The organism is Bacillus sp. FSL W8-0645 (genome assembly GCF_038007905.1).
GTDB classification, from domain to species: Bacteria; Bacillota; Bacilli; order Bacillales; family Bacillaceae; genus Bacillus; species Bacillus pumilus.
On record NZ_JBBOYC010000001.1, the window covers coordinates 1,038,059 to 1,061,804 of the forward strand.

At 40.4% G+C, this 23,746-nt stretch carries 21 protein-coding genes; 12 read left to right on the plus strand and 9 right to left on the minus strand.

The annotated features are described in order from the left end of the window. Positions 1-49 precede the first annotated feature (49 nt). The 6 genes from glpD to NST39_RS05185 all read left to right on the plus strand — a co-directional run bounded on the left by glpD (position 50) and on the right by NST39_RS05185 (position 8,249). A complete protein-coding gene (glpD, locus tag NST39_RS05160; RefSeq protein ID WP_217012959.1) occupies positions 50-1,711 on the plus strand; it encodes a glycerol-3-phosphate dehydrogenase in 1,662 nt (553 codons plus the stop codon). A 127-nt stretch (positions 1,712-1,838) separates the two neighbouring features. Then, positions 1,839-3,191 (plus strand): IS1182 family transposase, encoded by a 1,353-nt coding sequence (locus NST39_RS05165; RefSeq protein ID WP_341027364.1) that lies wholly within the window; start codon positions 1,839-1,841, stop codon positions 3,189-3,191. A gap of 232 nt (positions 3,192-3,423) precedes the next feature. Further along, positions 3,424-5,169 carry a phospho-sugar mutase gene (locus NST39_RS05170; RefSeq protein ID WP_341027385.1) on the plus strand — a complete coding sequence of 582 codons (1,746 nt, stop codon included), beginning with the start codon at positions 3,424-3,426 and terminating at the stop codon, positions 5,167-5,169. A 151-nt stretch (positions 5,170-5,320) separates the two neighbouring features. Beyond that, positions 5,321-6,466 (plus strand): GAF domain-containing sensor histidine kinase, encoded by a 1,146-nt coding sequence (locus NST39_RS05175; protein WP_065098951.1) that lies wholly within the window; start codon positions 5,321-5,323, stop codon positions 6,464-6,466. Beyond that, positions 6,463-7,113, plus strand: coding sequence for a response regulator (locus NST39_RS05180; RefSeq protein WP_003212112.1), 651 nt, complete (start codon positions 6,463-6,465; stop codon positions 7,111-7,113). The genes NST39_RS05175 and NST39_RS05180 overlap by 4 nt, the downstream gene beginning before the upstream one ends. A gap of 251 nt (positions 7,114-7,364) precedes the next feature. After that, positions 7,365-8,249, plus strand: coding sequence for a GNAT family N-acetyltransferase (locus NST39_RS05185; RefSeq protein ID WP_341027387.1), 885 nt, complete (start codon positions 7,365-7,367; stop codon positions 8,247-8,249). A gap of 35 nt (positions 8,250-8,284) precedes the next feature. Here the strand turns inward: NST39_RS05185 and NST39_RS05190 are convergent, their stop codons facing one another. After that, positions 8,285-8,533, minus strand: a complete 249-nt coding sequence (locus NST39_RS05190; RefSeq protein WP_003211315.1) for a YhdB family protein — start codon at positions 8,531-8,533, stop codon at positions 8,285-8,287. Positions 8,534-8,661: 128 nt separating this feature from the next. Between NST39_RS05190 and NST39_RS05195 the strand changes: the two genes are divergently transcribed. Beyond that, the gene (locus NST39_RS05195) at positions 8,662-9,045 is read left to right on the plus strand and encodes a YqzG/YhdC family protein (protein ID WP_341027388.1); all 384 of its coding nucleotides are present in this window, start codon (positions 8,662-8,664) and stop codon (positions 9,043-9,045) included. Between the two features lie 237 nt (positions 9,046-9,282). On the opposite strand, the gene NST39_RS05200 is transcribed toward NST39_RS05195, so the two are convergent. Both NST39_RS05200 and NST39_RS05205 read right to left on the minus strand, forming a co-directional pair. Beyond that, complete coding sequence (locus tag NST39_RS05200) at positions 9,283-10,758, minus strand: catalase (RefSeq protein ID WP_341027389.1); 1,476 nt, start codon at positions 10,756-10,758, stop codon at positions 9,283-9,285. 160 nt (positions 10,759-10,918) lie between these two features. After that, positions 10,919-11,350, minus strand: a complete 432-nt coding sequence (locus NST39_RS05205; RefSeq protein ID WP_003210795.1) for an Rrf2 family transcriptional regulator — start codon at positions 11,348-11,350, stop codon at positions 10,919-10,921. A 183-nt stretch (positions 11,351-11,533) separates the two neighbouring features. Here NST39_RS05205 and NST39_RS05210 point away from each other — a divergent pair, with 183 nt between their 5' ends. Beyond that, positions 11,534-12,733, plus strand: coding sequence for a globin domain-containing protein (locus NST39_RS05210; protein WP_341027390.1), 1,200 nt, complete (start codon positions 11,534-11,536; stop codon positions 12,731-12,733). Positions 12,734-12,800: 67 nt separating this feature from the next. Continuing rightward, the gene (locus NST39_RS05215) at positions 12,801-14,225 is read left to right on the plus strand and encodes a SpoVR family protein (RefSeq protein WP_411814156.1); all 1,425 of its coding nucleotides are present in this window, start codon (positions 12,801-12,803) and stop codon (positions 14,223-14,225) included. Between the two features lie 244 nt (positions 14,226-14,469). Here NST39_RS05215 and NST39_RS05220 read toward each other — a convergent pair whose 3' ends face one another. Next, positions 14,470-15,834, minus strand: a complete 1,365-nt coding sequence (locus tag NST39_RS05220; protein WP_065098948.1) for an alkaline phosphatase — start codon at positions 15,832-15,834, stop codon at positions 14,470-14,472. Positions 15,835-16,188: 354 nt separating this feature from the next. Here NST39_RS05220 and NST39_RS05225 point away from each other — a divergent pair, with 354 nt between their 5' ends. Then, positions 16,189-17,022, plus strand: a complete 834-nt coding sequence (locus NST39_RS05225; RefSeq protein WP_065098947.1) for a C40 family peptidase — start codon at positions 16,189-16,191, stop codon at positions 17,020-17,022. A gap of 331 nt (positions 17,023-17,353) precedes the next feature. Here NST39_RS05225 and NST39_RS05230 read toward each other — a convergent pair whose 3' ends face one another. Genes NST39_RS05230 through NST39_RS05240 form a run of 3 tightly spaced genes read right to left on the minus strand, consistent with a single transcriptional unit; the run spans position 17,354 to position 19,174 of the window. After that, positions 17,354-17,644: a hypothetical protein gene (locus NST39_RS05230; RefSeq protein ID WP_044140655.1), complete on the minus strand. Its 291-nt coding sequence runs from the start codon at positions 17,642-17,644 to the stop codon at positions 17,354-17,356. Continuing rightward, a complete protein-coding gene (locus NST39_RS05235; RefSeq protein ID WP_113768356.1) occupies positions 17,632-18,690 on the minus strand; it encodes an anti-sigma factor in 1,059 nt (352 codons plus the stop codon). The genes NST39_RS05230 and NST39_RS05235 overlap by 13 nt, the downstream gene beginning before the upstream one ends. Then, entirely contained in the window at positions 18,683-19,174 is a 492-nt protein-coding gene (locus NST39_RS05240; protein WP_003211938.1) for a sigma-70 family RNA polymerase sigma factor, read from the minus strand. Before NST39_RS05240 ends, NST39_RS05235 begins: the two co-directional genes overlap by 8 nt. Before the next feature lie 372 nt (positions 19,175-19,546). Here NST39_RS05240 and NST39_RS05245 point away from each other — a divergent pair, with 372 nt between their 5' ends. Continuing rightward, positions 19,547-20,149 carry a lysophospholipid acyltransferase family protein gene (locus tag NST39_RS05245; protein ID WP_003212102.1) on the plus strand — a complete coding sequence of 201 codons (603 nt, stop codon included), beginning with the start codon at positions 19,547-19,549 and terminating at the stop codon, positions 20,147-20,149. 39 nt (positions 20,150-20,188) lie between these two features. On the opposite strand, the gene NST39_RS05250 is transcribed toward NST39_RS05245, so the two are convergent. Further along, a complete protein-coding gene (locus NST39_RS05250; RefSeq protein WP_034620023.1) occupies positions 20,189-21,520 on the minus strand; it encodes a hemolysin family protein in 1,332 nt (443 codons plus the stop codon). 58 nt (positions 21,521-21,578) lie between these two features. Beyond that, positions 21,579-22,019, minus strand: coding sequence for a MerR family transcriptional regulator (locus NST39_RS05255; RefSeq protein WP_034620022.1), 441 nt, complete (start codon positions 22,017-22,019; stop codon positions 21,579-21,581). A gap of 334 nt (positions 22,020-22,353) precedes the next feature. On the opposite strand from NST39_RS05255, the gene NST39_RS05260 reads away from it, so the two are divergent. Beyond that, positions 22,354-23,736: a hemolysin family protein gene (locus NST39_RS05260; RefSeq protein WP_341027395.1), complete on the plus strand. Its 1,383-nt coding sequence runs from the start codon at positions 22,354-22,356 to the stop codon at positions 23,734-23,736. Positions 23,737-23,746: the final 10 nt, after the last annotated feature.

Consider the following 23,746-nt stretch of genomic DNA (forward strand, 5'->3'; position numbering starts at 1 on the left):
GTGTTTGCGGTCTCTTTTTCTTTACCGTACAACATGGGAGGAACAAGAGATGACTTTTTCTAGCTTAGAAAGAGAACAAATGCTGCAGGAAATGACAAAAAAACCATATGATGTGTTTATCATTGGTGGGGGTATTACAGGCGCGGGTACAGCACTTGATGCGGCTTCACGGGGAATGCGCGTCGGTCTTGCAGAAATGCAGGATTTCGCAGCAGGTACATCTAGCCGCTCAACGAAACTAGTGCACGGTGGACTTCGTTATTTAAAACAATTTGAAGTAAAAATGGTCGCAGAGGTCGGTAAAGAGCGTGCCATTGTATACGAAAACGGTCCTCATGTAACAACACCAGAATGGATGCTTCTTCCGATGCATAAAGGCGGGACATTCGGTAAGTTTTCAACATCCATTGGGCTTAGAGTGTATGACTTTTTAGCTGGTGTCAAGCATAGCGAACGCAGAAGCATGCTGAGCGCGAAGGAAACACTTGCAAAAGAACCGCTTGTGAAAAAGGACGGCTTAAAAGGCGGTGGCTACTATGTTGAATACCGTACGGACGATGCACGCCTTACAATCGAAGTCATGAAAGAGGCTGTGAAATTCGGAGCAGAAGCGGTCAACTATGCGAAAGTAAAAGAATTTATTTATGATAAAGGCAAAGTTGTCGGTGTTGTCATTGAAGATGTCATGACGGAGAAAACCTACGATGTATATGCGAAGAAAATCGTCAATGCGACAGGTCCATGGGTCGATCAACTAAGAGACAAGGATCACTCAAAAGAAGGGAAGCACTTACAGCATACAAAAGGTATTCACTTAGTATTCGACCAATCAGTCTTCCCATTAAAACAAGCGATCTACTTTGACACACCTGATAAACGGATGGTCTTTGCGATTCCAAGAGAAGGAAAAACGTACGTTGGAACAACAGATACAGTGTACAAAAAGCAGTTGGAACATCCGCGTATGACAAAAGCAGATCGAGATTATGTCATCAAAGCGATTCAATACATGTTCCCTGATCTCAATATTACAGAAAAAGATGTTGAATCTAACTGGGCTGGTCTTCGTCCACTCATTCATGAAGAGGGCAAAGACCCTTCAGAAATTTCTCGTAAGGATGAAGTATGGACATCATCTTCAGGCTTAATCACCATTGCTGGCGGTAAATTAACAGGCTACCGCAAAATGGCTGAGCACATTGTGAATCTTGTACGTGATGGACTGAAAGAAGAAACAGGCAAAGACTTCGGGCCATGTAAAACAAAGCATATGCCAATTTCAGGCGGTCATGTAGGCGGATCTAAAAATATGGCTGCCTTTGTCCAAGCGAAAACAGCAGAAGGAGCATCTGTTGGTTTAACAGAACCGATTGCTCAAAAACTCGCCGAAAAATATGGCTCAAACGTCAGCAGTCTCTTCAAGCGTGTAGAGCAGCTTCAAGGTGAAGCAGACAAACGAAACATTCCAGCGTATGTACTCGCAGAGCTTGTCTATGCAATCGAAGAAGAATTAGCTGTTACTCCTGTCGATTTCTTCTTAAGAAGAACAGGAAGCCTACTATTTAATATCAACTGGGCAAAAAAATATGCACAGCCAGTCGCTGATTATATGGCAGAGCGTTTTGGCTGGGATGAAGCAGTAAAACAGAAGCATCAAACAGAATTAGATCAACTATTCCATGAAGCAGTTGTACCGCTTGATGCTGAATAAAAGAAAAGCCGATCATGTATCGGCTCAGGCTGTCGAGAAAATCTCGACAGCTTTATTTTTCCCCTTAAAGTTTCCATTCCCCCGTTTTATAATAGAGAAAAGCATACTAAAGGAAGGTGTTTTTCTCATGTTCCACACTAGAAATTCTTCTCAGCACGAAGCCGAATTTGTATTGCTAGATCAACTGGTCGAAGAGGATCACCTGCTTCGTAAAATTGATCAGTACATTGATTTTTCATTTATCGTAGATAAAGTAAAACCGTATTATAGCGAGAATAAAGGTCGCCCTTCTCTTGATCCACTTATTTTGTTCAAAATGATGTTTATCGGTTACCTGTACGGTATCCGTTCTGAAAGACAACTTGAAAAAGAAATTTACTATAACATGGCGTATAGATGGTTTTTAGGTTTGAACATCAATGACCCCGTTCCCCACCACTCGACCATTAGCTGGAATCGTCGTACTCGATTCAAAAATACAATGATTTTTCAAGACATTTTTGATGAAATTGTGCTTCAAGCCATCAATCATGATATGGTAGGAGGCCGCGTTCTTTTTACTGATTCGACTCATCTTAAAGCCAATGCCAATAAACATAAATATACGAGAAAAACGATTGAACAAGATACTCAGAACTATATAAATGATTTAGAAGAAGCGATCCAAGAAGATCGGGTGGCACACGGAAAAAAGCCCTTAAAGGTAAAAGAGGAGGTGCAAACGAAAAGAGACATTCGCCAAAGTACGACTGATCCTGAAAGTGGCTATCTTTATCGTGAAAACAAACCGGAAGGCTTTTTCTACTTAGACCATCGTACAACGGATATGAAGTACAATATCATCACGGATGCACATGTCACACCCGGCAATGTCCATGATTCCGTTCCGTATCTTGATCGATTGGATTACCAAATCGCCCGATTTGGTTTTCAAGTAGAAGCGGTTGCCCTTGATTCTGGTTATTTGACAACGCCAATCTGTAAAGGTTTATCCGATCGCCGTATTTTTGGTGTCATCGCACATAGACGCTTTCATCCAACAAGAGGATTATTTGAGAAGTGGAAATTCCAGTATGATTCTGAACAAGATCATTACATATGTCCAAATGGTGAGAAGCTGTTATATACGACAACTGATCGAAAAGGTTATAGGTACTACAAATCAGACCCTAAAAAATGCATCTCGTGTCCTTTCCTCGAGAGCTGTACAAGATCGAAAAATCATCAAAAAGTGATCTCAAGACATGTTTGGGAGGAACACAAAGAAAAGGTCAGACAAAATCGTCTGTCTGTCTCTGGAAAAAAGCTATATAAAAAGAGAAAAGAAAAAATAGAGCGAAGCTTTGCAGATTCAAAACAACTGCATGGGCTTCGCTACTGCCGGTTGAGGGGAAAACAGAATGTGAGTGAGCAAGTTCTTCTCACAGCTGCGTGCCAGAACATGAAGAAGATTGCCACACACCTAGCGAAGCTAGGTTAGGTGTGTGGGAGGCCTTTTTCATTAAATCTCATCCATCATCATTACGATGAAAATAAAAAAGATTGTAGAAAAACATGAGTTTCTCTACAATCTGAGCCGATCATGTATCGGCTTTTTTTATTTGTTCAGCATTTTCTTCATCTCTCAATGATATAGCATGACATAAAGGTTGATTCCATATAAAATAGCAGTAGAGGTTATTTTATTGATGATAAGAGCTGGGAGGACGACCATGAGTTGGAAGACGAATTATGAGCGATGGATCAATGAGAAGCACCTGGATACTGAGCTAAGGGAATGGCTGGAGGCACATCAAGATAATCAACAAGCACTTGAAGACTGTTTCTACAAAAACCTTGAGTTCGGCACTGGAGGAATGCGCGGGGAGATTGGTGCTGGCACGAACCGAATGAATGTGTACACGGTTCGTAAAGCATCTGCAGGTCTTGCTGCGTATATTGCGAAACATGGAGAGGATGCAAAAAGAAGAGGCGTCGCCATTGCATATGATTCACGCCATAAATCGCCTGAATTTGCGATGGAAGCAGCCAAAACTCTTGCCGCGCAGGGCATCCAAACATACGTATTTGACGAACTGCGTCCAACACCAGAGCTCTCCTTTGCTGTACGAGAGCTGAATGCATTTGCTGGGATTGTCGTAACAGCAAGTCATAATCCACCAGAATATAATGGCTATAAAGTATATGGAGAAGACGGCGGACAGCTGCCTCCACTTCAAGCAGATCAAGTCATTCAAGAAGTAGATGCAATAGAAAATGAACTGTCGATTTCAGTTGATTCAGAAGAAACGTTAAAACAACAAGGGCTGATCAACATGATCGGAGCAGAAATCGATCATGCTTATATTGAAAAATTAAAAACCATCAGTGTCCACCCTGAGCTGGCAGGTGAGGTCGATGTTAAAGTCGTTTTCACACCGCTTCATGGTACGGCCAACGAGCCTGTCCGAAAAGGGCTTCAAGCTTTAGGCTATCAGCACGTAACCGTTGTGCCTGAACAGGAAAGACCAGATCCGCAATTTTCAACAGTGACATCGCCAAACCCAGAGGAGCATGCAGCATTTGAGTATGCCATCAAGCTTGGCGAAAAGCAGAATGCCGATATCCTCATTGCAACAGACCCAGATGCGGATAGGTTAGGTATTGCGGTCAGAGATCATGATGGAGAGTTTACCGTCTTAACAGGCAACCAAACAGGAGCCCTATTGCTCCATTATTTATTGTCTGAAAAACAAAAGCTTGGTCAGCTGCCGCCTCGTCCTGTTGTGATGAAAACGATTGTCACAAGTGAGCTCGGGCGTGCTGTTGCTTCAGCATTTGGTGCCCATACGATTGACACGCTTACTGGTTTTAAATTTATCGGTGAAAAAATCAAGCAATTCGAAGAGAGCGGAGAATACACGTTTCAATTCGGGTACGAAGAAAGCTATGGCTATTTGATCGGTGACTTTGCTCGAGATAAAGATGCCGTGCAAGCAGCGCTGTTAGCTGTCGAAGTCGCTGCTTTCTATAAAAAACAAGGCAAGTCCTTGTATGATGCGCTTGTTGATATTTTCAAGGAGTTTGGATTTTACCGGGAAGGGTTAAAGTCGTTAACCTTAAAAGGAAAAGAAGGAGCAGAGCAAATTTCAGCGATCCTTCATACCTTTAGAACAAATCCGCCAGCTGCTATCGCGGGTCAGCGCATCACTGTCATCGAGGATTACCAATCAAGTCAAAGATATCTGATTGCCGAAAAGAAAGAAGAACCCATTCACCTTCCAGCATCAAACGTGCTGAAATATTTCCTTGAGGATGGTTCGTGGTTCTGCTTAAGACCTTCCGGAACTGAGCCTAAAGTGAAATTTTATATTGCTGTCAAAGGTACATCGTTAACAGATAGCGAAGAAAAGCTGAAGCATTTGTCAGAAGAAGTGATGAAAGTCGTTTATGAAATTGTGGAAGAAACAGCTAAATAAACAAACAAAGCCATTGTGTGAATACATGATGGCTTTTTCTCCATCAAAAGGATGAGAAAAAATCATCCTTTTAGCGAAAGAACCGGCAGAATGCTCATGATATAATGAGCGTAATGAAAAGAGAAGGCAGCAAATGCCGGGGGTAAACAGTATGGGAGAATATCAAGAGAAGGTTGAAACATTAAAAACGTTAAAAGAAATTGCTGAAAAGCTAAATGAAGGCACGGAAATGAAAGATACGCTTCATGAAGTGCTCCATATGCTGATGGATGTCACAGGCTTTCATTCCGCATGGATTTATTTTATAGAAAAAGACGGCTCGTATGAACTGATGGCAGAGGTCTCCTTACCCGAAGCGCTGGCAAAGCATCAAAAGCAGCTCATGTGCCAAAACGATTGCTATTGCATCAATCGATACACAAAAGGTTCACTCCAATCAGCCACAAACATTATGAATTGTAAACGCATCGAAACGGCGATGAAAAAGCAGCTTGGGGATACTGAAGGAATTACGCATCATGCGACGGTTCCCCTCAAAGCATGTAAGCGTACGTTCGGGTTATTGAATGTGGCGGCAAAAGGAAAAGTCACATTTACGCAAGAAGAATTGAACTTGCTTGAAAGCATTGCGCTTCAAATTGGTACCGCCATTCAACGGATGAAGCTTGTGCAAAACGAACATCAGCATGCTCTTTTGGAAGAAAGAAACCGGCTTGCACAGGACTTACATGATTCCGTTAACCAAATGCTATTTTCAGTCAGCCTGACTGCTAAAGCCGCCCGTCAAATGACAAACGATCAGAATCTAGGGGAAATGATTGATTTTATTCAGCATTTGTCACAAGATGCACTGGTTGAAATGCGGTCACTCATTTGGCAGCTAAGGCCAAGAGGACTTGAAAAAGGATTCACAACAGGGATTCAAGAGTATGCAAAGCTTTTAGGATTACGCTGTACATTATCGTTATCAGGCTGTATGGAGATGGATCATTCCCAGCATGAAACGTTGTTTCGGGTATGCCAAGAAGCGCTGAATAATTGTCAAAAACATGCGGAAGTAGAGGAAGTCAAGGTCCAGCTTAAACAATCAAAAGACACGTTTGAGATGAAAATCATCGACCACGGAAAAGGGTTTCAGTATGACGAGCAAATGAGCCTCCCTTCACTTGGTCTGAAAGGGATGTCAGACCGTATCAAAAGAGCTGGTGGAACATTTTGTATAGAGTCTGAGCTCGGTAAAGGAACCACTATTCAAGTGAAGGTGCCATTTTCTCAAGAAAGGAAGGGGTCGTCATGAGAGTTGTCATTGCAGATGATCATCATATTGTGAGAAAAGGGCTTGTGTTTTTCCTGCAGACACAGCCTGACGTCGAAATCGTTGGTGAGGCTTCTAATGGAGAAGAAGCATTAGAAATTGTCAGACAAACGCGGCCTGATATCGTTCTCATGGATTTATCGATGCCTGTAATGAATGGCATTGAGGCAACGAAACAAATGACGCTGGAAATGCCTGATACCCGCATTGTGATCCTGACAAGCTATGCGGATAAAGATTATGTTATTCCCGCCATTCAAGCAGGGGCAAAAGCCTATCAACTCAAGGATGTAGCGCCAGAAAAACTTCTTACGACAATGATTGACGTACAAAAAGGCACCTATCAATTAGATGGTCATATCACCAATTTTCTTGTGCAACATTTGACTGAGCCAAAAGAGCAAAAATGGGAGTTAATGAAAGAGCTGACCAATAGAGAGCGAGATGTCTTATTCGAAATTGCAAAGGGGAAAAGCAATAAAGAAATTGCCTCATCCTTGTTTATTTCTGAAAAAACTGTCAAAACGCACGTATCTCATGTATTATCAAAACTAGAGCTGGCAGATCGTACCCAAGCGGCTCTGTATGCAGTGGATTATCAAAAAAGTCAGCCTAAAGAGCTGCTATAACAGAAGGGAATTTAGTCGTTATGCTAAAATTTTTAAGCGCACATTCAGTTCAATGAATTGAATAAAAAGAGCACGGTTGTTGGTTTATTTGACGTGCCCTTTTGCGTGAAAAGAGAAGCATGTTCAGTCTAATTTCTATGAGTAAAACGAAAAAAGACTTAATGAGTATATGCTCATCAAGTCTTTTTTTATTTTGAAGGGGGTGATAAACCGGCTGACTAAAGGTGAAATGATAAAAGGAGGAAATGAGCATGGAGACATATGAATTAGTGAGTGATTATCGCCATAATGAAAAATTGAAAGAAAGTTTTAATCAGTTAGCGATCAAGACATTTGATTTGGATTTTAGTGACTGGTATAAAAGAGGGTATTGGGATGAAAAATATATTCCTTATTCCTTTGTCCATCACGGGAAAGTGATCTCAAACGCTTCCGTCTATCTCATGTCGCTGAACATTGATGGCCAAACGTATCGAGCTGTTCAAATTGGCACGGTGATGACGGATCAAGCCTACCGCCACAAGGGATTAGCGACAAAGTTAATGCAGCATATTATGGATTCGTACGAACATGATTGTGATTTGATCTTTCTTTTTGCCAATGAAACTGTACTGGATTTTTATCCAAGGTTCGGCTTTACTCGTTATGACGAAAGTGAATTTATTTTAAATATCGGCAAAAGCGCTATTCAAATGAAAAAGAACGTGCGTCTCAAGCAGCTGACGTTGGAACATGACCTGCCATTACTTGAACAGTTCGCAGAGAAACGCCAAACAGGCTCAATGAAATTAGATGCTAAGGATCATGGCAGCTTATTGATGTTTTATTTTACATTCGTTTGGCGGGATGCCATTTTCTATATTGAAGCGTTGGATACGATTGTTCTGATGAATGAAGAAAATGAAACCATACATGTCTTTGATATCATTTCTCTCGAGCGACAAAATATAGAGGAAGTTGTTGCATATATTGTGAGTGAAACGACGGAAAAAGTGCTGTTCTATTTTACACCTGATACGTCAATTGACGGCTTACACGCGGTGAAGGCACCAAATGACGAGGATGCGCTGTTTGTTTATACAAAACAAGATTGGGTAAAAGACCACTTTATGCTTCCAATCACTGCGCACTGCTAAATGTATGTAAAAAGGCTGATCATCAGCCTTTTTCTTTATGTGTACACCGGTTGTGAATAAACTTCAGAAGCAGCAGCCTCTGAAGCATGGTCAATGTACTGCAGGAGCCCATATAAACATTTTTCAACATCAGCATCGTTCCGGTTAAATTGATACGCGTGTAAGAAATGCTCAATACGTTTCGAGAGCAAGTCATCTTGCGTACGTACCATAAGAATAAGTAAATTATCCCATTGCGAGCGATGCGTATAATAAAGTGCTTTATCATAATCCGCCACATTCATCAAACCTTCTCCTTTCCCTTGAGAAGTCCTCATTAGTTTGCTCGGAACATATCGACATTTTCAGGGGAAAAGTTGGTGTCCGCATCAATCGTGTACCGGGAATTATAGGCTGAATAAATGCTTCATGTATGAAAATGGATCGATCAGCAAAACATAAACAAAATATACATGAAAGTGAGAGCAATGATATCATGCAGCCGAAATGGTGGGTGCCTTTTGCAGCAGGAATGGTTTTGTTTGGCAGTTTCATGATCCATCCTCCAACAAATGCAGCGATGCAGCCTGTTGAAAATTGGGAAAGACTTGCGTACACAGCGTTGCAAAAGGAATATGAAGGCGCCGCTTTAAACGATTATCAATATATCGGGCGTACACAAGTAAATGAAGATCAGACAAAAGATGTCTTTCGCGTCACCGTGAAGGAAGGCTCAACGCTTTTTGCTGCGCATGCAGAAATCTATTTTCACCCGGTGACCGGTCATTTGATTAGTATTAACGTATTCCGTCTATAAAAAAGCAGCTCTTTATTAGAGGTGCCCAGCGTGTAGACAAACCCTCGCATTCGTTGTCAGGTCTGCGCGCTGGTGCTCACGAATGTTCAATTCGCTCCGCAAAAGTAGCTGCCCTTCCTAGACTTCAAAGGTTTTCTATCGCGCTGAAAAGAAGACAAAGTGCTAAAATAAACATCATTTTAGCACTTTGTCAACAATCTAAGCACCTCTTTATTAGAGGTGCCCTTTCCGGATCAATTATTTCATGCTTCCTTGAAGGTATGAGCGGATATCCACGCCAAGTGAATCGGCTAATCGTTGTCCGTAGTCTTCATCTGCACGATAGAAGTTGCAGATCGCAAGTAATTTTGTTTTGTCATTTACGTCTTTCAGGTCAGCGGTTAGATTTTTGATCAATGCTTGTTTCTCTTCTTCAGAATAGCTTCGATATTTTTCCCCAGCTTGTTTGAAGTCGTTTGGTTTTTCAATTTTTTGTCTCACCATACGATCACCGTGAAGAACTTGTTCACTTTCCTTGTAGTGAGGATTTTCTTTTGGCTGATCATCGTAACGGTTTGGTTCATAGTTAATATGACCGCTTGGACGAGTCGTTGTCATAAAGCCATCCTGCTGATTATTGTGTACAGGTGCATAAGGACAGTTCACCGGAATGCGCATATAGTTGGCACCAAGACGATGACGCTGCGTATCTGGATAAGAGAACAGACGACCTTGAAGCAATTTATCTTCAGATGCTTCAATTCCTGGAACAAGTGCACTTGGTGTGAAAGCAACTTGCTCTGTTTCAGCAAAGAAGTTCTCAGGATTGCGGTTCAGAGTCATGCGTCCTACTTTTTGAAGCGGGTAATCTTCTTCGCTCCATGTCTTTGTTGGATCACATGGATCATAATCAAGATCATCGTAATCGCTCAGAGGCATCAGCTGGACATATAAGTCCCATGCTGGGTAGTTGCCATTTTCAATACGGTCATATAAGTCTCTTGTCGCATGCTGGAAATCATTCGCTTGGATTTCTGCTGCTTCTTCCATAGATAAATTGCGAATACCTTCTGAAGGTCTCCAGTGATATTTCACATATTTTGTTTCTCCATATTTGTTGACCCATCTAAATGTATGCACACCAGAACCGCGCATTTCAGCATAGTTCGCAGGGATTCCTTCATCAGAGAAGAGCCATGTGAGCATATGACTGGATTCAGGTGTTAAGGTCATAAAATCCCAATAACGGTCAGGATCTTGGATATTGGTTACAGGATCTGGCTTGAGAGAGTGAACCATATCAGGGAATTTCAATGCATCACGTATAAAGAAGATCGGCAAGTTGTTACCAACTAGATCATAGTTGCCTTCTTCTGTGTAAAATTTGACAGCAAAGCCGCGCGGATCACGCAATGTTTCAGGTGAACCTTTAGGATGAATAACGGTTGAGAAGCGAACAAAAACATCTGTCTGTTTTCCTTCTTCACTTAAGAAAGCCGCTTTTGTATGTTTCTCCATACTATTTTCAACTTCAAACACACCATAAGCGCCGGCGCCTCTCGCATGAACGACACGCTCTGGAATACGTTCACGATCGAAGTGTGCAAGTTTTTCAATCAAATGGTAATCATCAAGAAATGTAGGTCCGCGGTGACCAGCTGTTCTTGAGTTTTGGTTATCGCCAACAGGTACGCCTTGGTTCGTTGTCAAATTTTTATGATTTGAATTTGTCATTCTTTTTCTCCTCCTGTAAACAAAAAAATGGTTTCTAGCAATCTATATACCCTAATTATATTGAATCAAACATGATAGTCAATATCTATTTATAATAATTTTAAATTAATTATTATTACAAGAAGGTAAAGAAAAAGACGAAAGAATAGAATTCTTTCGTCTAAAGGAGGAGCTCTCTAAGAGCATCTTTGTTTTGTGTTAAATCTTTTAATGTGTATTTGTCAAGAACGCGCAAGTAAGCAGTAAGTGCTTCATGAAGTACATGCTTTAATGAACAAATCGGGGAGATGATACAGCTGTTTTTCCTTGGATCAAAGCATTCAACCATGACTAAATCATCCTCTGTATAACGGACAACCTCTCCAATGTTAATGCTTTCTGGGCTTTTCCCAAGCCTAATCCCGCCATTTCTTCCACGGATCGTTTCAACATAGCCGCGTTTTCCAAGATGATAAATCACCTTTGTCAGATGATTTTTAGAAATGCCATAAACATCGGCGATCTGCTGAATATTTGACAGTTCATTGTTCTCTCTTGATGCTAAATAAATGAGTACTCTTAATGAGAAATCTGTATAATTCGTTAGTTTCATTTTGACGACCTCTAAACCCTATAGAGTTTTGTATCATCGTAACACATTTTAGACAAAAACTGTTCGAGAAAGTGTTAAATGTGTCAACATTCAAAACATGTATTATAAATATTGCTTTTATAAGCTGTCATCCGTTACGATAAAGATGTATTTAAAATACATCTTTAGGAAGAAGGAATGACGATGTTATCTAAAGATCAAATGAATGCTATTAAACAATCAGCCCCTCTATTAAAAGCCGAGGGAACCAACCTTGTGACTGTTTTTTATCAAAATATGATTCGTCAGCATCCAGAGCTACTCAATCAATTTAATCAAACAAACCTCATGAACGGAAGTCAGCCAGAGGCGCTTGCTGCGACACTATATCAAGCTGCACTACACATCGATCGATTAGAAGAATTACTTCCTGCGGTCAAACAGATTGCCCATAAGCATGTCAGTGTGATGGTCAAAAAAGAGCAATATCCAATCGTCGGATATCACTTGATTGAAGCGATGAAAGAAGTGTTTGGTTTAACGGAAAAAGATGACACGCTTTTAGCTTGGAAGGCCGCATATGACATCATTGCAAATATTTTTATCACGATTGAAGCAGAAATGATGGAGGTGAATGTAAAGCAACCAGGTGGATGGGCAGATGTGAAGCCGTTTGTGATAAAGAAAAAGGTACAGGAATCTCCAGCGCTGATCTCCTTTTACTTAGTACCAGAAGATGAATCAGAGCTGCCAATGTTTGAAGCAGGTCAATATATGACGGTTCAGGCAGATATGCCAGGTGAGGCTTATATGTGTAGCAGACAATACAGCTTATCAGATCCGCATCATCCATCTTATTACCGCATCACAGTGAAGCGCGATGGTCATGTGTCTACATTTTTGCATGATGAAATGGAAGAAGGAGACGTTCTTCAAGTGAGTATGCCGCAGGGAATGTTCTGCTTGCAAGAAGCCACAAAAGAGCCTGTTTATTTCATTAGTGCTGGTTCTGGAGTCACGCCAATGATCGGTTTATTGAAAACAGCAGCGCAAAACAGCCATCCATTTACAATGATTCATGCAGATCGATTAGAGGATGTCACCGCTTTTGAAAATGAATTTGAAAGCGTTCTAGCATCAGCTCCGCATGGCCGCATCATCTTATGTAATGAACAATTTGCGCAGTCTGGTAAGGGTGAGCTTGTTGAAAAGGCAGCTTCCCGCATTGACCGTCCATTCCTTCAATCAGTGGTTGGAGAAGGGAAAGGCCAATTTTATCTATGCGGTTCCCCGGTGTTTACACAGGAGATGATTCATATACTAAAAGAGCTGGGAATTCCAGAACAGAATATACATTTCGAGTCATTCGGCGGGCAATCCACGAAAGAAATGGAAGTCGTCTAAACGAATGGCGGAACATCATGTTTTTTTAGATGCGCTCATATAGTAGGGATAAGTCCGATGAGGAGGGATGGTTTCCTTGAGCGTATCAGAAAAACGTCTTTTACAAAGAGCCATTGATGAAATTACAGAAATTGCAGAAGGATTTGGTCTAGATTTTTATCCGATGAGGTATGAAATCTGTCCCGCGGAAATTATTTATACGTTCGGTGCATACGGAATGCCAACACGATTCAGCCACTGGAGCTTTGGTAAACAATTTCATAAAATGAAGCTTCATTATGATTTAGGATTAAGCAAAATTTATGAGCTAGTCATCAATTCAAATCCTTGCTACGCCTTTCTACTTGATAACAACACGCTTGTTCAAAATAAATTAATTGTGGCTCATGTACTGGCACACTGTGATTTCTTCAAAAATAATTGCCGTTTCCAAAACACAAAACGAGACATGGTAGAAAGCATGTCAGCAGCGGCAGAGCGGATCAAGGAATATGAGCATCTTCATGGAACAAAAGAAGTTGAATCCTTTTTAGACGCCGTATTGGCTCTTCAGGAGCATATTGATCCGTCTCTTGTTCGTTCAAAACTAAGCTGGAATATCGGCGATGAAGAAGAATATGAAGATGACCAACCAAAGCGTCAGACGCCGTATGATGATTTGTGGGGAATGGATGAGCCGAAAATACGTGAGAAAAAGAAAATCGCCAAGCCATTTCCGCCAAAGCCGGAAAAAGATATTTTACTTTTTATTGAGGCGCACTCCCGGGAGTTAGAGCCGTGGCAGCGCGACGTCCTCACGATGCTGAGGGAGGAAATGCTCTATTTTTGGCCTCAGCTAGAAACAAAGATTATGAATGAAGGCTGGGCATCGTATTGGCATCAGCGGATAATGCGAGAGCTTGAATTAGATTCAAGTGAATCGATCGAGTTTGCCAAATTAAATGCTGGCGTGGTACAGCCATCAAAAACAGGCATCAATCCTTACTATTTAGGTTTGAAGATTTTTGAAGATATCGAAGAGCGCTATGACAACCCATGTGAAGAATTAAAAAAAGCAGGGGTGAAAGAAGGATCGGGCCGCAGCAAAATGTTTGAAGTAAGGGAGATTGAATCAGATATTTCCTTCATTCGAAATTACTTAACAAAAGACCTTGTGATGAGAGAAGATTTGTACTTGTTTCAAAAACAAGGGAGAGATTATAAAGTCATCGATAAAGAATGGAAGGCTGTTCGTGATCAGCTAGTCAGCATGAGGGTCAATGGCGGCTTTCCTTATTTGACCGTGATGGATGGCGACTATTTAAAAAACAATGAACTCTATATTAAACATTGGTATGAGGGCATTGAACTAGATCTGAAATACTTAGAAAAAGTACTCCCATATTTGCATCAGCTATGGGGAAGAAGTGTGCATATCGAATCCATTCTTGAAGGAAAAGAAGTCATGTTTTCGTATGATGGAAAAGGAGTCCACAGAAAATATCTCGCATAAAAAAACAAAAAAAGATGTCTCTTAGCAGACATCTCAGCGTGTAGACAAACCCTCGCATTCGTTGTCAGTCCTGCGCGCTGGTGCTCACGAATGTTCAATTCGCTCCGCAAAAGTAGACGCCCTTCCTAGGGCTGCAAAGGTTTTCTATCACGCTGAAAAGAAGACAAAGTGCTAAAATAAACATCATTTTAGCACTTTGTCAACAATCTAAGATGTCTCTTAGCAGACATCTTTTTTGCCAGTTTTATTGGTTTTTCAGCAGTTTGAAAATGTGTTTTGCTTGATCGGTGTTTTCCATCAGACCTTTTAGCTTTTGGCTTGTTGGGCCATACGCAAAGAATGGCACTTCATCGCCCGTATGACCTGATGTGGTCCAGCCTGTATGTGATCTCACGTTGATCACTTCTTCAATCGCATCATCAATTTTAAGAGCATCCTTTGTTTCAGCGGCCTTTTGAATGGAGGCCATTTCTTCTTTTGTGAAATCAAGATCGATATATTGTTTCAGCGCTGATTCAACAGGCATGCCACTGACGATTTTGTTTGCGATAAAATCAGGGGTCTTTTTCGCTGCTTTTACCGGTTTGTAATCCCAGCTGCCTGAGCCGTCTGCCCCAAAGGAAAGTCCGCCAGTTGAATGATCGGCAGTGGTGATGACTAACGTATTTTTATCCTTTTTTGCAAAACGAATCGCTTCTTCAAATGCTTTTTCAAAATCCTTCATTTCACTCATGGCACTCACAATATCATGATCATGTCCTGCCCAGTCAATTTGACTGCCTTCTACCATAAGGAAAAATCCATTTTTGTTTTTAGACAGCTGTTTAATGGCTGAAGATGTCATGTCTTGCAGGGAAGGGGTCTTTTTATCACGATCAATCGCTTTATCAAGACCGCCATCAGCAAAAATGCCTAACACCTTTTGGTTTTTGTTTTTTTGTAAGGCATCTTTATTGGTGACATAATCATATCCGGCTTGTTTAAATTCCTTCGTTAAATCACGATCCTTTCGGACAAAATCGACGAGACCTCCGCCAAGCATGACATCGACTGTATGCTGTTTACCGATTTTTTCATCGAAGAAATCATCAGCGATGGCTGCTGTGTTTTTTCTCGATACATCGTGAGCCGCATACGCAGCAGGGGTGGCATTTGTTAATTCAGAGGTCACGACAAGTCCCGTAGATTTTCCCTTCCGTTTTGCTTCTTCTAGAACTGTTTTTAATTTTTTACCGTTTTTATTGACACTGATCGCATTGTTGTAAGTCTTTTTACCAGTTGCCATAGCTGTACCAGCTGCGGCAGAATCAGTGATATTGCTTTTCGAGTCGCTAGGGTATGTTTTGTGCATGCCAGTGAGGTAAGGGTCAAACGCTGTTTGCTTTGAAAGGTCTCCGTTATGCTTAAATGAACGGTAAGTTGAAAGATACGGTGTTCCCATGCCATCCCCGATCAGCACGATCACATTTTGCACGTCATTTTTTGGCTTCTTTTTAGCCTCTGCTTTGTCAGCTTGTCCAAATTCAATTCCTGAAAAAATGCCAATCGATAGCACAGATGCTGCCGCCACTGCAGCGATTTTCGTTTTCGAGCTTTTCAACACACTCATTCATTTTGCCTCCTCAATGTTTATGTATCGCTCTTACGTTTACAATGGTAGAGCAGAATTGTGGATTCCCATTTACAGGATCGTAAAGTTCCCTTTAAAATTGTAAAGGCCCACTTTACATAGAATGAGCCAAAAAGAGAAATGAATGTATCATTTATCCATGACAAGATGCGTTTATTTTGTCATGATTGTGTAATGAAAATGAAATATAAAGAACCCTAAAAAAAAATAAATTTTGCCGAATTAATAAGCATAATGTCGTAGGAAGTCAAGACTATTTCTTCTGGTATTTGATCCTTATAATAGTAAGTAGATAAAAATTCGGATCTCGATAGATACATACAGGAGGAACAAATGAAAAAACAATTGATCACAGCTGCAAGTGCAGTTTTACTTGGGACGACATTATTTGCCGGAGCTGCCTCAGCACAATCAGTAAAAGTTCAAAAAGGTGACTCTCTTTCTGTTCTAGCGAAAAAATACAAAACAAGCGTGAGCAAGATTAAATCAGACAATAAGCTGAAATCTAACACGATATTTGTTGGACAAACGTTAAAAGTAAATGGTACTGCCGCAAAAAAAATAACAAAAACATCAAAAACAACAACAAAAGTAAAAGCGGCGTCAGCCACAGCCACTCATAAAGTTGTGAAAGGTGATACATTATCTAAAATCGGCAAAAAGTACGGCATGACTGTAAAAGAGCTGAAATCGTTAAATAAACTCAAAACAAACCTGATCAAAATTGGGCAAAAGCTAAAGGTCAAAAAGACGTCTAAAAAAGTGAAAACAACACCTGTTAAAGAAAAAACAGTTTCTGCTTCTTCTTTAAACACGTCTAAGCTTGTTGCGGATGCTAAAGCGCACAATGGCACACCATATAGATGGGGTGGAACGACACCAAAGGGCTTTGATTGCAGCGGGTTTATGTGGTATATCATTAACAAACAAAAAAAGATTTCAAGACAAACAACTGAAGGTTTTTGGGGATCAATGAAAAGCGTATCAACTCCAAAGGTTGGCGATTTTGTGTTCTTTACAACATATAAATCAGGTCCATCTCACATGGGTGTCTACATTGGGAACAACAAGTTTATTCATGCTGCTTCCGATGGTGTGACGATCAGTGATATGAATTCAAGCTACTGGAAGCCGATTTACCTTGGAGCGAAAACATTTGTAAACTAATTTATTTTAAGAGACTGCTGATGAAGCAGTCTCAGATTGTTGACAAAGGGCTAAAATGATCTTGATTTTAGCCCTTTGTCTTCTTTTCAGCGTGATAGAAAACCTTTGCAGTCTAGGAAGGACGAGTACTGGCGCGGAGCGAATTCGACATTCGTGAGCACCAGCACGCAGGACTGACACCGAATGCGAGGGTTTGTCTACACGCTGAGACTGCTGATGAAGCAGTCTTTTTTATTTGCGCTGTAGACTTAAGAAAATAAATCGATATTCAAAAAAGCCCGTGCTACTTGGCATTAGTCAAGTAACACGGGCTTTTCATGTTGAGAATGGCTTAAAAGCCTAATTGAAGATCGATATCGATCGATACGATGGCATAGACACATACAATGACAAAGATATTCAGTACGACACCGAGAAACCCAGGGCCCGTACGGCCTTTTTTAATGAACAGTTCAATAATGCCAAATGGAACTGCGGCCATTGCAAAAGGAAGCATCTGAAAAGAATAAAATGTCACATTACTGATAATGGCGAGGTTCAGCATGAGCAGGGATAATATCGCAGTACCGACAGAAATCCAGCCAAATACATTATGCTCTTTAAAAATTCTTACCAATTCCATAATTCCACCTCGCTCACATTTGCCGTTTTAATGCGTTTTGTCTTCACAAATTTCTCGATTTCTTTCGAAGGACCTGTGATCACAGAGCCATAAATCGTGACACCATTTTGGTTGATATAGCGTATTCGGTTTGACAGATCCAGTTCAGGTCTGCCAGAGATTGTTTTTGCCCAGGTTGGGTGCTGATTGACATAAGTAAGGGCATCTTTAAATTGATCTACCTCTGTTTTTGATGTGTGCTGAAGCTCTTTTAAGAATTCAGAGTCTCTTCCAGGAAAGCCAATTGGCCGCTGATTCTCGCTTAATGAATCCTCTGTTTTAATCGCATTCCAGAGCACTTTCATATCATATTTTTTAGCAAAGGAATAAACGTCCTTTGGTGTATACGCTTTGTCATAGGAGACATACACTTCACTGACTGTTCCTTCAGGAAGCTTGTCTAAAGTAGTGAGTGTTTGTTTTTTTGATGCATCTGCCTGAGTAGAAGGATGGGTAAAAAAATCCTCCGTATCGCGTGCGCTGTCACCATAATATGAGATGGTAGGCTGTTTTAATTTATCGAAAAACATCTCGATTTGTTCACTGCCAATGGCTTCTGTTTTATTGCCAATTTGTTTTTGCAGCTTCAATTCGGTGTTCATTCCAAAAAGCTTGACTTGGCCTTTTAAATCCTTCATATCAATCGCCACGTTTGGTTTCGTCAAAGCGACTGTTACAGCGGCTGTTTCCATGAAGTGATTCCCTTTACTCTCTGCTCCGCCAACGCCGTAGTATAGATAACTCCCTAATGTACAAAGCGGTAAAATAATAAGTGTAGAGATGACAGCAAGTACAGAAATACGTAAATAAGACTTTCTTTTTCCGTATTGCAAGATGGCTTTTTGCTTTTCAGGACTGATGGAAAAATCGGTCCAATCCGAGTCATTCAGTTCCTGACTTAAGCGTTTTTCGTTTTCTTCAAGCTCTTCTTCAAACGCTATCATTTCTTCCTCGTTCATCTCACCATTATTATATTGTTCCCATCGCTTGTTAAACTCTTCATTCATCATTAACACCTCTGTTGTAAAGTGCTTTTAGGCGCTGCCTTGCACGAAATAAAACACTTTTAAAATTTGCTTCAGTAATATTCATGACCTTGGATGCTTCCTTGTAATTCAGTTCTTTTAAATAATACAATGTCAACGCTTCCTTGTAGTTATCTGGAAGCTGTTCTAAATACATGTTGAGGACTTCTTTTATTTCAACCTGTTCAGCAGGGCTTTGTACAGACGTTTGTAAAAGGCCGCCAATAAGATCATCCGATATGGTCACTTCTTTTTTATGTTTCCTGACATAATCAATAAAAGCATTTCGTGCCACCTGAAATAACCAAGGTTTCACTTTGCTATGGTCGTAGGAATGAATATGTATATAAGCACGCATAAAGGTTTCCTGCAATAAGTCTTCTGCCAAATGTTTGTCTTTTGTCATGGAGAGCAGAAACCTGTAAACATCGTTCATATACATTTGATAAATTTCATCGATCGTCACTGATTTTTCTCCCCTCTATGTTATACACGCATAAGAAAGGCATAAAGTTGCACGAAACTTCTCAATACCGTACAATACTCATTTCTTTCGCCGAATCAAAATCATTTCTCCTTATCATAGCGAAATTTGCACCATTTATAAAGCATTTTCAATAGAACAAATCAGGAAAAAACCTTAAAAAACGACAAAATTGGACACAATTCCTCTTCTATTCTCTCCTAAAACCATAGACCTGAATACAGAAAGAACGATGATTTAAAAAGAAAAATGATGTGATGGTTTGGCTGCTTCATGAAAATTTTAGTACCAGGTAATAAAAAATTTGTTATAATAGAAACAAATCCTTCATTCTTCAAACAAAGGAAGTGCACTATGTATAAATTTTCAGGCTATACCATTAAAGTAGTATTTACTCTCCGAGGCGGAATCAAAGTATATCAAAAAGAGAATCTGCCAACGGATCGGGGATTTGTCATTGCATGTACACATGAGGGTTTTGTGGATGTTCTTGCATTAGGCGCAGGAATTCTTCCGTTTGAGATCCACTACATGGCGAAAAAAGAATTGTTTGCAAACAAATGGATCGGTGGATTTTTAAAGAAGATTCATGCCTTTCCAGTTGATCGAGAGAATCCTGGGCCAAGCAGTATTAAAACGCCCATTAAATTATTAAAAGAGGGAAAGATCGTCGGGATCTTTCCAAGTGGAACACGTACAACAGAGGATGTACCTTTAAAAAGAGGTGCGGTTACTATTGCGCAGCTCGGTAAAGCGCCAATCGTTCCAGCAGCGTACAAAGGACCGTCCAATGCGAAAAGTCTTTTCAAAAAGGGGAAAATGCGCTTAATTATTGGTGAACCGATTGAGCAGTCAGAATTTGAGCATCTGCCGCCAAAAGAACGATTAGGTGCCATGACGGAAGTATTAAACACGAGAATTAAAGAACTTGAAGCTCAATTAATGGAAAAGGCATAAGAAAAACGACCGCTTGCTTTGGCAAGGGTCGTTTTTTTCTTAAGAAGCGCCTTCTTCAGCGGCTTCTGCTAATTGTTCATTTAACTTTTTGACTTCGATATATACCACATGGTGTCCATCGACTTCATTAATGATAAATTCATAGCCTTGTTCACGAATGGTGTCATTTTTCTCAACTTCATATTTCTGAGTAAGGAACCAGCCGCCGATCGTATCGACTTCTTCGTTATCAAGCTGCGTACCTAAGAGCAAGTTGACTTGGTCAACTAGAACCTTTCCATCAAAGATGTAATGGTCTTCTCCAAGTTTACGCACTTCGTTGATTTCATCCATATCGAATTCATCACGAATTTCACCGACGATTTCTTCAAGGATGTCTTCTACAGTCACAAGACCAGCTGTACCGCCGTATTCATCTGATAAAATCGCCATGTGTACACGTTCACGCTGCATTTTGAGCAATAAATCATGTACAGGAACGGTTTCAATCACATGAATAATTGGATTGACAAACTTTTCGATCGTATCACTTGTAGAACACTCACCGCTAATACATGCAGTAAGAACCTCTTTAATGTTCAGAACACCAATCATATTATCTTTATCGCCATCTTCAATTGGATAACGTGTATATTTCTCTACCTTGGTCACTTTCAGCATTTCCTCAATGGTAATATCATGAGGGAAGCTGACAACTTCGGTACGAGGAATCATAATTTCTTTCGCCAGACGGTCATCAAATTCAAAAATTTTATTTACATATTTGAATTCAGACTGGTTAATTTCGCCGCTTTTATAGCTCTCTGATAAAATAATCCGCAATTCTTCTTCAGAGTGCGCCATGTCATGCTCAGAAACTTGCTGAAGACCGAACGCTTTTGTTAACAAACGAGCAGATCCATTTAATACCCAGATAAACGGGAACATCACTTTGTAAAAAATCATGAGCGGTCTAGCAAAAAGAAGAGATACTTGCTCCGCCTTTTGAATGGCGAGTGTTTTTGGTGCAAGTTCTCCTACCACAACGTGTAAAAACGTCATAATACTAAACGCAATAATAAAAGTGACAATAGAACTAGCTGATTGAGGAATGGACAGCTCTACAAATAGTGGAGCAAGCATGTGCGCAATTGTTTCTTCCCCTAACCAACCAATACCAAGGGCGGTAATGGTAATACCGAGCTGACAGGCCGACAGATACTCATCAAGGTGAGTCGTGACATGCTTGACAGCAACTGCTGTTTTATTACCTTCTGCGATTAACTGATCAATTCTTGAGCTTCTTAAGCGAATGATCGCAAACTCTGATGCAACGAAAAATGCGGTTAAAGCTATAAGCAAAGCAACTATAAGTAAATTAACTATGTCCAATTAAGGCCTTCGTTCTGACTTTGAGAACGAAGGTAACACCTCCTGTTTAGTAAAAATTTTAACTTAACAGCAGTAAAAATGATTGGACAGCCGTCATCTTCTCAGGTGTAAGCTGTTCTTTTAATTTTTCACGTTGTTCTGGTTGAAGCTGCTTACAACGTACCAAAATGCGGTCCATATGCTCGTTCATCCGATCGATATCAGAGGTTAAATGGACAAGTTCATCAGGATCTTCCTTTTGAGAAGGGAATTGTTCATCTAATCTGGATTTGATGTCAGAAAGAGCCAATCTCTGCTGTTTGCAAAGAACGATTAATTGTAATCGTTTTAAAGCATGTTCATCGTAATAACGATAATTTGAGCAAGATCTAACAGGCGCAAGCAACCCTAGATTTGTATAATAATCTACAGTACGTTTCGTCACCTGTGCAATCTGTGCTAGTTCACCAATACGATACTTTTTCTCAGCCCCATCTGAACATCTCCTCCTAACCGTCACGTTATAGTTTATGAAAATAGTTTAATATAATTCTAGCCTGAAATACAAGTTAATTGTTCATATTTCCTGCCGATATGAAGAGTAAACAGGGGTTTCTTAGTCGAGATTGTCCTGGCAAATTTAACATAGTGATACAGGAATTTTCAGATTATTTATGGTAAGATAAAATGAAGACCGTTTCATATATATGTAGAGAAGCGGATTTATACGTGAACCGGAGGTGGTTAAGTGGGGCCCTCAATATAGTCTTATTTAATCAGTTAACCGTTTTGCAAAACATAACATCATCAATCAGGAGGTGACTCCTTGTTCTTCTAAGAAAGAGCAAGGTTAAATGGACGATATTGTTAATCTGAGTATAGTCGGTGTTTTGATTGCTTTAACAGCTTTCTTTGTTGCATCTGAATTTGCCATAGTAAAGGCGAGAAGCTCAAGAATTGATCAGCTTGTTGCCGAAGGGTCTAAAAAGGCCATCGTGGCGAAAAAGGTGACATCAAGGCTGGATGAATATTTGTCAGCCTGTCAGCTCGGTATTACAGTGACATCCCTTGGTTTAGGGTGGATTGGTAAGCCAGCTGTAAAAGAACTTTTGGTTCGAGGTTTCGGTTTGACAAACATTCCTGATTCAGCAATCAGCCTGATCTCAGCAACACTTGCGTTCTCTATTATTACCTTTTTGCATGTAGTCGTCGGTGAGCTTGCACCAAAAACACTGGCGATTCAAAAGGCGGAAAAAATGACGCTCTGGCTGTCAGGCCCGCTGCATGCATTTTATATCCTAATGTTCCCTTTCATTTATGTGTTAAACGGGTCAGCCCGTGTTCTAACCAAAATGATGGGCATCGATATGGGGTCTGAAAAAGAACAATCCCATTCTGAAGAGGAATTAAAGATTTTATTATCTGAGAGCTTAAAAAATGGGGAAATCAACCCATCAGAATATAATTATATGAACAAAATTTTCGACTTTGATAATCGAATTGCCAGAGAGATCATGGTCCCGCGGAGAGAAATTTGTGCCATTCCAGAAGATATGCCGCTAGATGATATCCTCTCCATCATGACGCAGGAGAAGTATACACGCTTTCCTGTGTTTTCAGGAGATAAAGACCATGTCATCGGCATGCTGAACAAAAAGCAGCTCTTTGCAGATCTTGTGTATCAAGGAGAAAAAGATCAACTGAAGATTCAAGATTATATATATCCAGTGATTGAGGTCATTGATACGATTCCTATTCAGGAGCTTCTCGTCAAGATGCAGCGAGATCGAATGCATATGGCGATTTTAACCGACGAATATGGCGGAACGTCTGGACTTGTCACCACAGAAGATATTTTAGAAGAGATTGTTGGAGATATTCGAGATGAATTCGATGAAGATGAACAGCCGGTTATTCAAAAAAGAGCCGATCATCATTATGTTTTAGATGGCAAAGTCAGATTAGATGAAGTTCAAGATTTGATCGAAATGTCATATCATGATGAAGAAATTGATACAATAGGCGGGTTAATCTTAAATGAGAATATTGATATCCGAGAGGGACAATCCATTTATCTTGATGATATTCGGATGAAGGTCTTGGAGATGGATGGACGCTATGTGAAAAAGATCGACCTGAAGAAAGGCGTCACATCATCAGAAAAAGGAAATGCACGCACAGGGCTTGATATAAAAGAGCCGCTGTTAGTAAATGAAATGACCTTGAGCGAAAAATAAGCTCAAGGTT

Excerpts from the sequence above, each read along its gene's own strand:
- NST39_RS05215 (WP_411814156.1), top strand. The coding sequence starts at position 12,801 with ATGGTTTCCTTGAGCGTATCAGAAAAACGTCTTTTACAAAGAGCCATT.
- NST39_RS05225 (WP_065098947.1), top strand. The coding sequence starts at position 16,189 with ATGAAAAAACAATTGATCACAGCTGCAAGTGCAGTTTTACTTGGGACG.
- NST39_RS05165 (WP_341027364.1), top strand. The coding sequence starts at position 1,839 with ATGTTCCACACTAGAAATTCTTCTCAGCACGAAGCCGAATTTGTATTG.
- NST39_RS05175 (WP_065098951.1), top strand. The coding sequence starts at position 5,321 with ATGGGAGAATATCAAGAGAAGGTTGAAACATTAAAAACGTTAAAAGAA.
- NST39_RS05170 (WP_341027385.1), top strand. The coding sequence starts at position 3,424 with ATGAGTTGGAAGACGAATTATGAGCGATGGATCAATGAGAAGCACCTG.
- NST39_RS05260 (WP_341027395.1), top strand. The coding sequence starts at position 22,354 with ATGGACGATATTGTTAATCTGAGTATAGTCGGTGTTTTGATTGCTTTA.
- NST39_RS05245 (WP_003212102.1), top strand. The coding sequence starts at position 19,547 with ATGTATAAATTTTCAGGCTATACCATTAAAGTAGTATTTACTCTCCGA.
- glpD (WP_217012959.1), top strand. The coding sequence starts at position 50 with ATGACTTTTTCTAGCTTAGAAAGAGAACAAATGCTGCAGGAAATGACA.
- NST39_RS05195 (WP_341027388.1), top strand. The coding sequence starts at position 8,662 with ATGAAAATGGATCGATCAGCAAAACATAAACAAAATATACATGAAAGT.
- NST39_RS05200 (WP_341027389.1), bottom strand. The coding sequence starts at position 10,758 with ATGACAAATTCAAATCATAAAAATTTGACAACGAACCAAGGCGTACCT.
- NST39_RS05210 (WP_341027390.1), top strand. The coding sequence starts at position 11,534 with ATGTTATCTAAAGATCAAATGAATGCTATTAAACAATCAGCCCCTCTA.
- NST39_RS05205 (WP_003210795.1), bottom strand. The coding sequence starts at position 11,350 with ATGAAACTAACGAATTATACAGATTTCTCATTAAGAGTACTCATTTAT.
- NST39_RS05220 (WP_065098948.1), bottom strand. The coding sequence starts at position 15,834 with ATGAGTGTGTTGAAAAGCTCGAAAACGAAAATCGCTGCAGTGGCGGCA.
- NST39_RS05180 (WP_003212112.1), top strand. The coding sequence starts at position 6,463 with ATGAGAGTTGTCATTGCAGATGATCATCATATTGTGAGAAAAGGGCTT.
- NST39_RS05190 (WP_003211315.1), bottom strand. The coding sequence starts at position 8,533 with ATGAATGTGGCGGATTATGATAAAGCACTTTATTATACGCATCGCTCG.
- NST39_RS05230 (WP_044140655.1), bottom strand. The coding sequence starts at position 17,644 with ATGGAATTGGTAAGAATTTTTAAAGAGCATAATGTATTTGGCTGGATT.
- NST39_RS05185 (WP_341027387.1), top strand. The coding sequence starts at position 7,365 with ATGGAGACATATGAATTAGTGAGTGATTATCGCCATAATGAAAAATTG.
- NST39_RS05235 (WP_113768356.1), bottom strand. The coding sequence starts at position 18,690 with ATGAATGAAGAGTTTAACAAGCGATGGGAACAATATAATAATGGTGAG.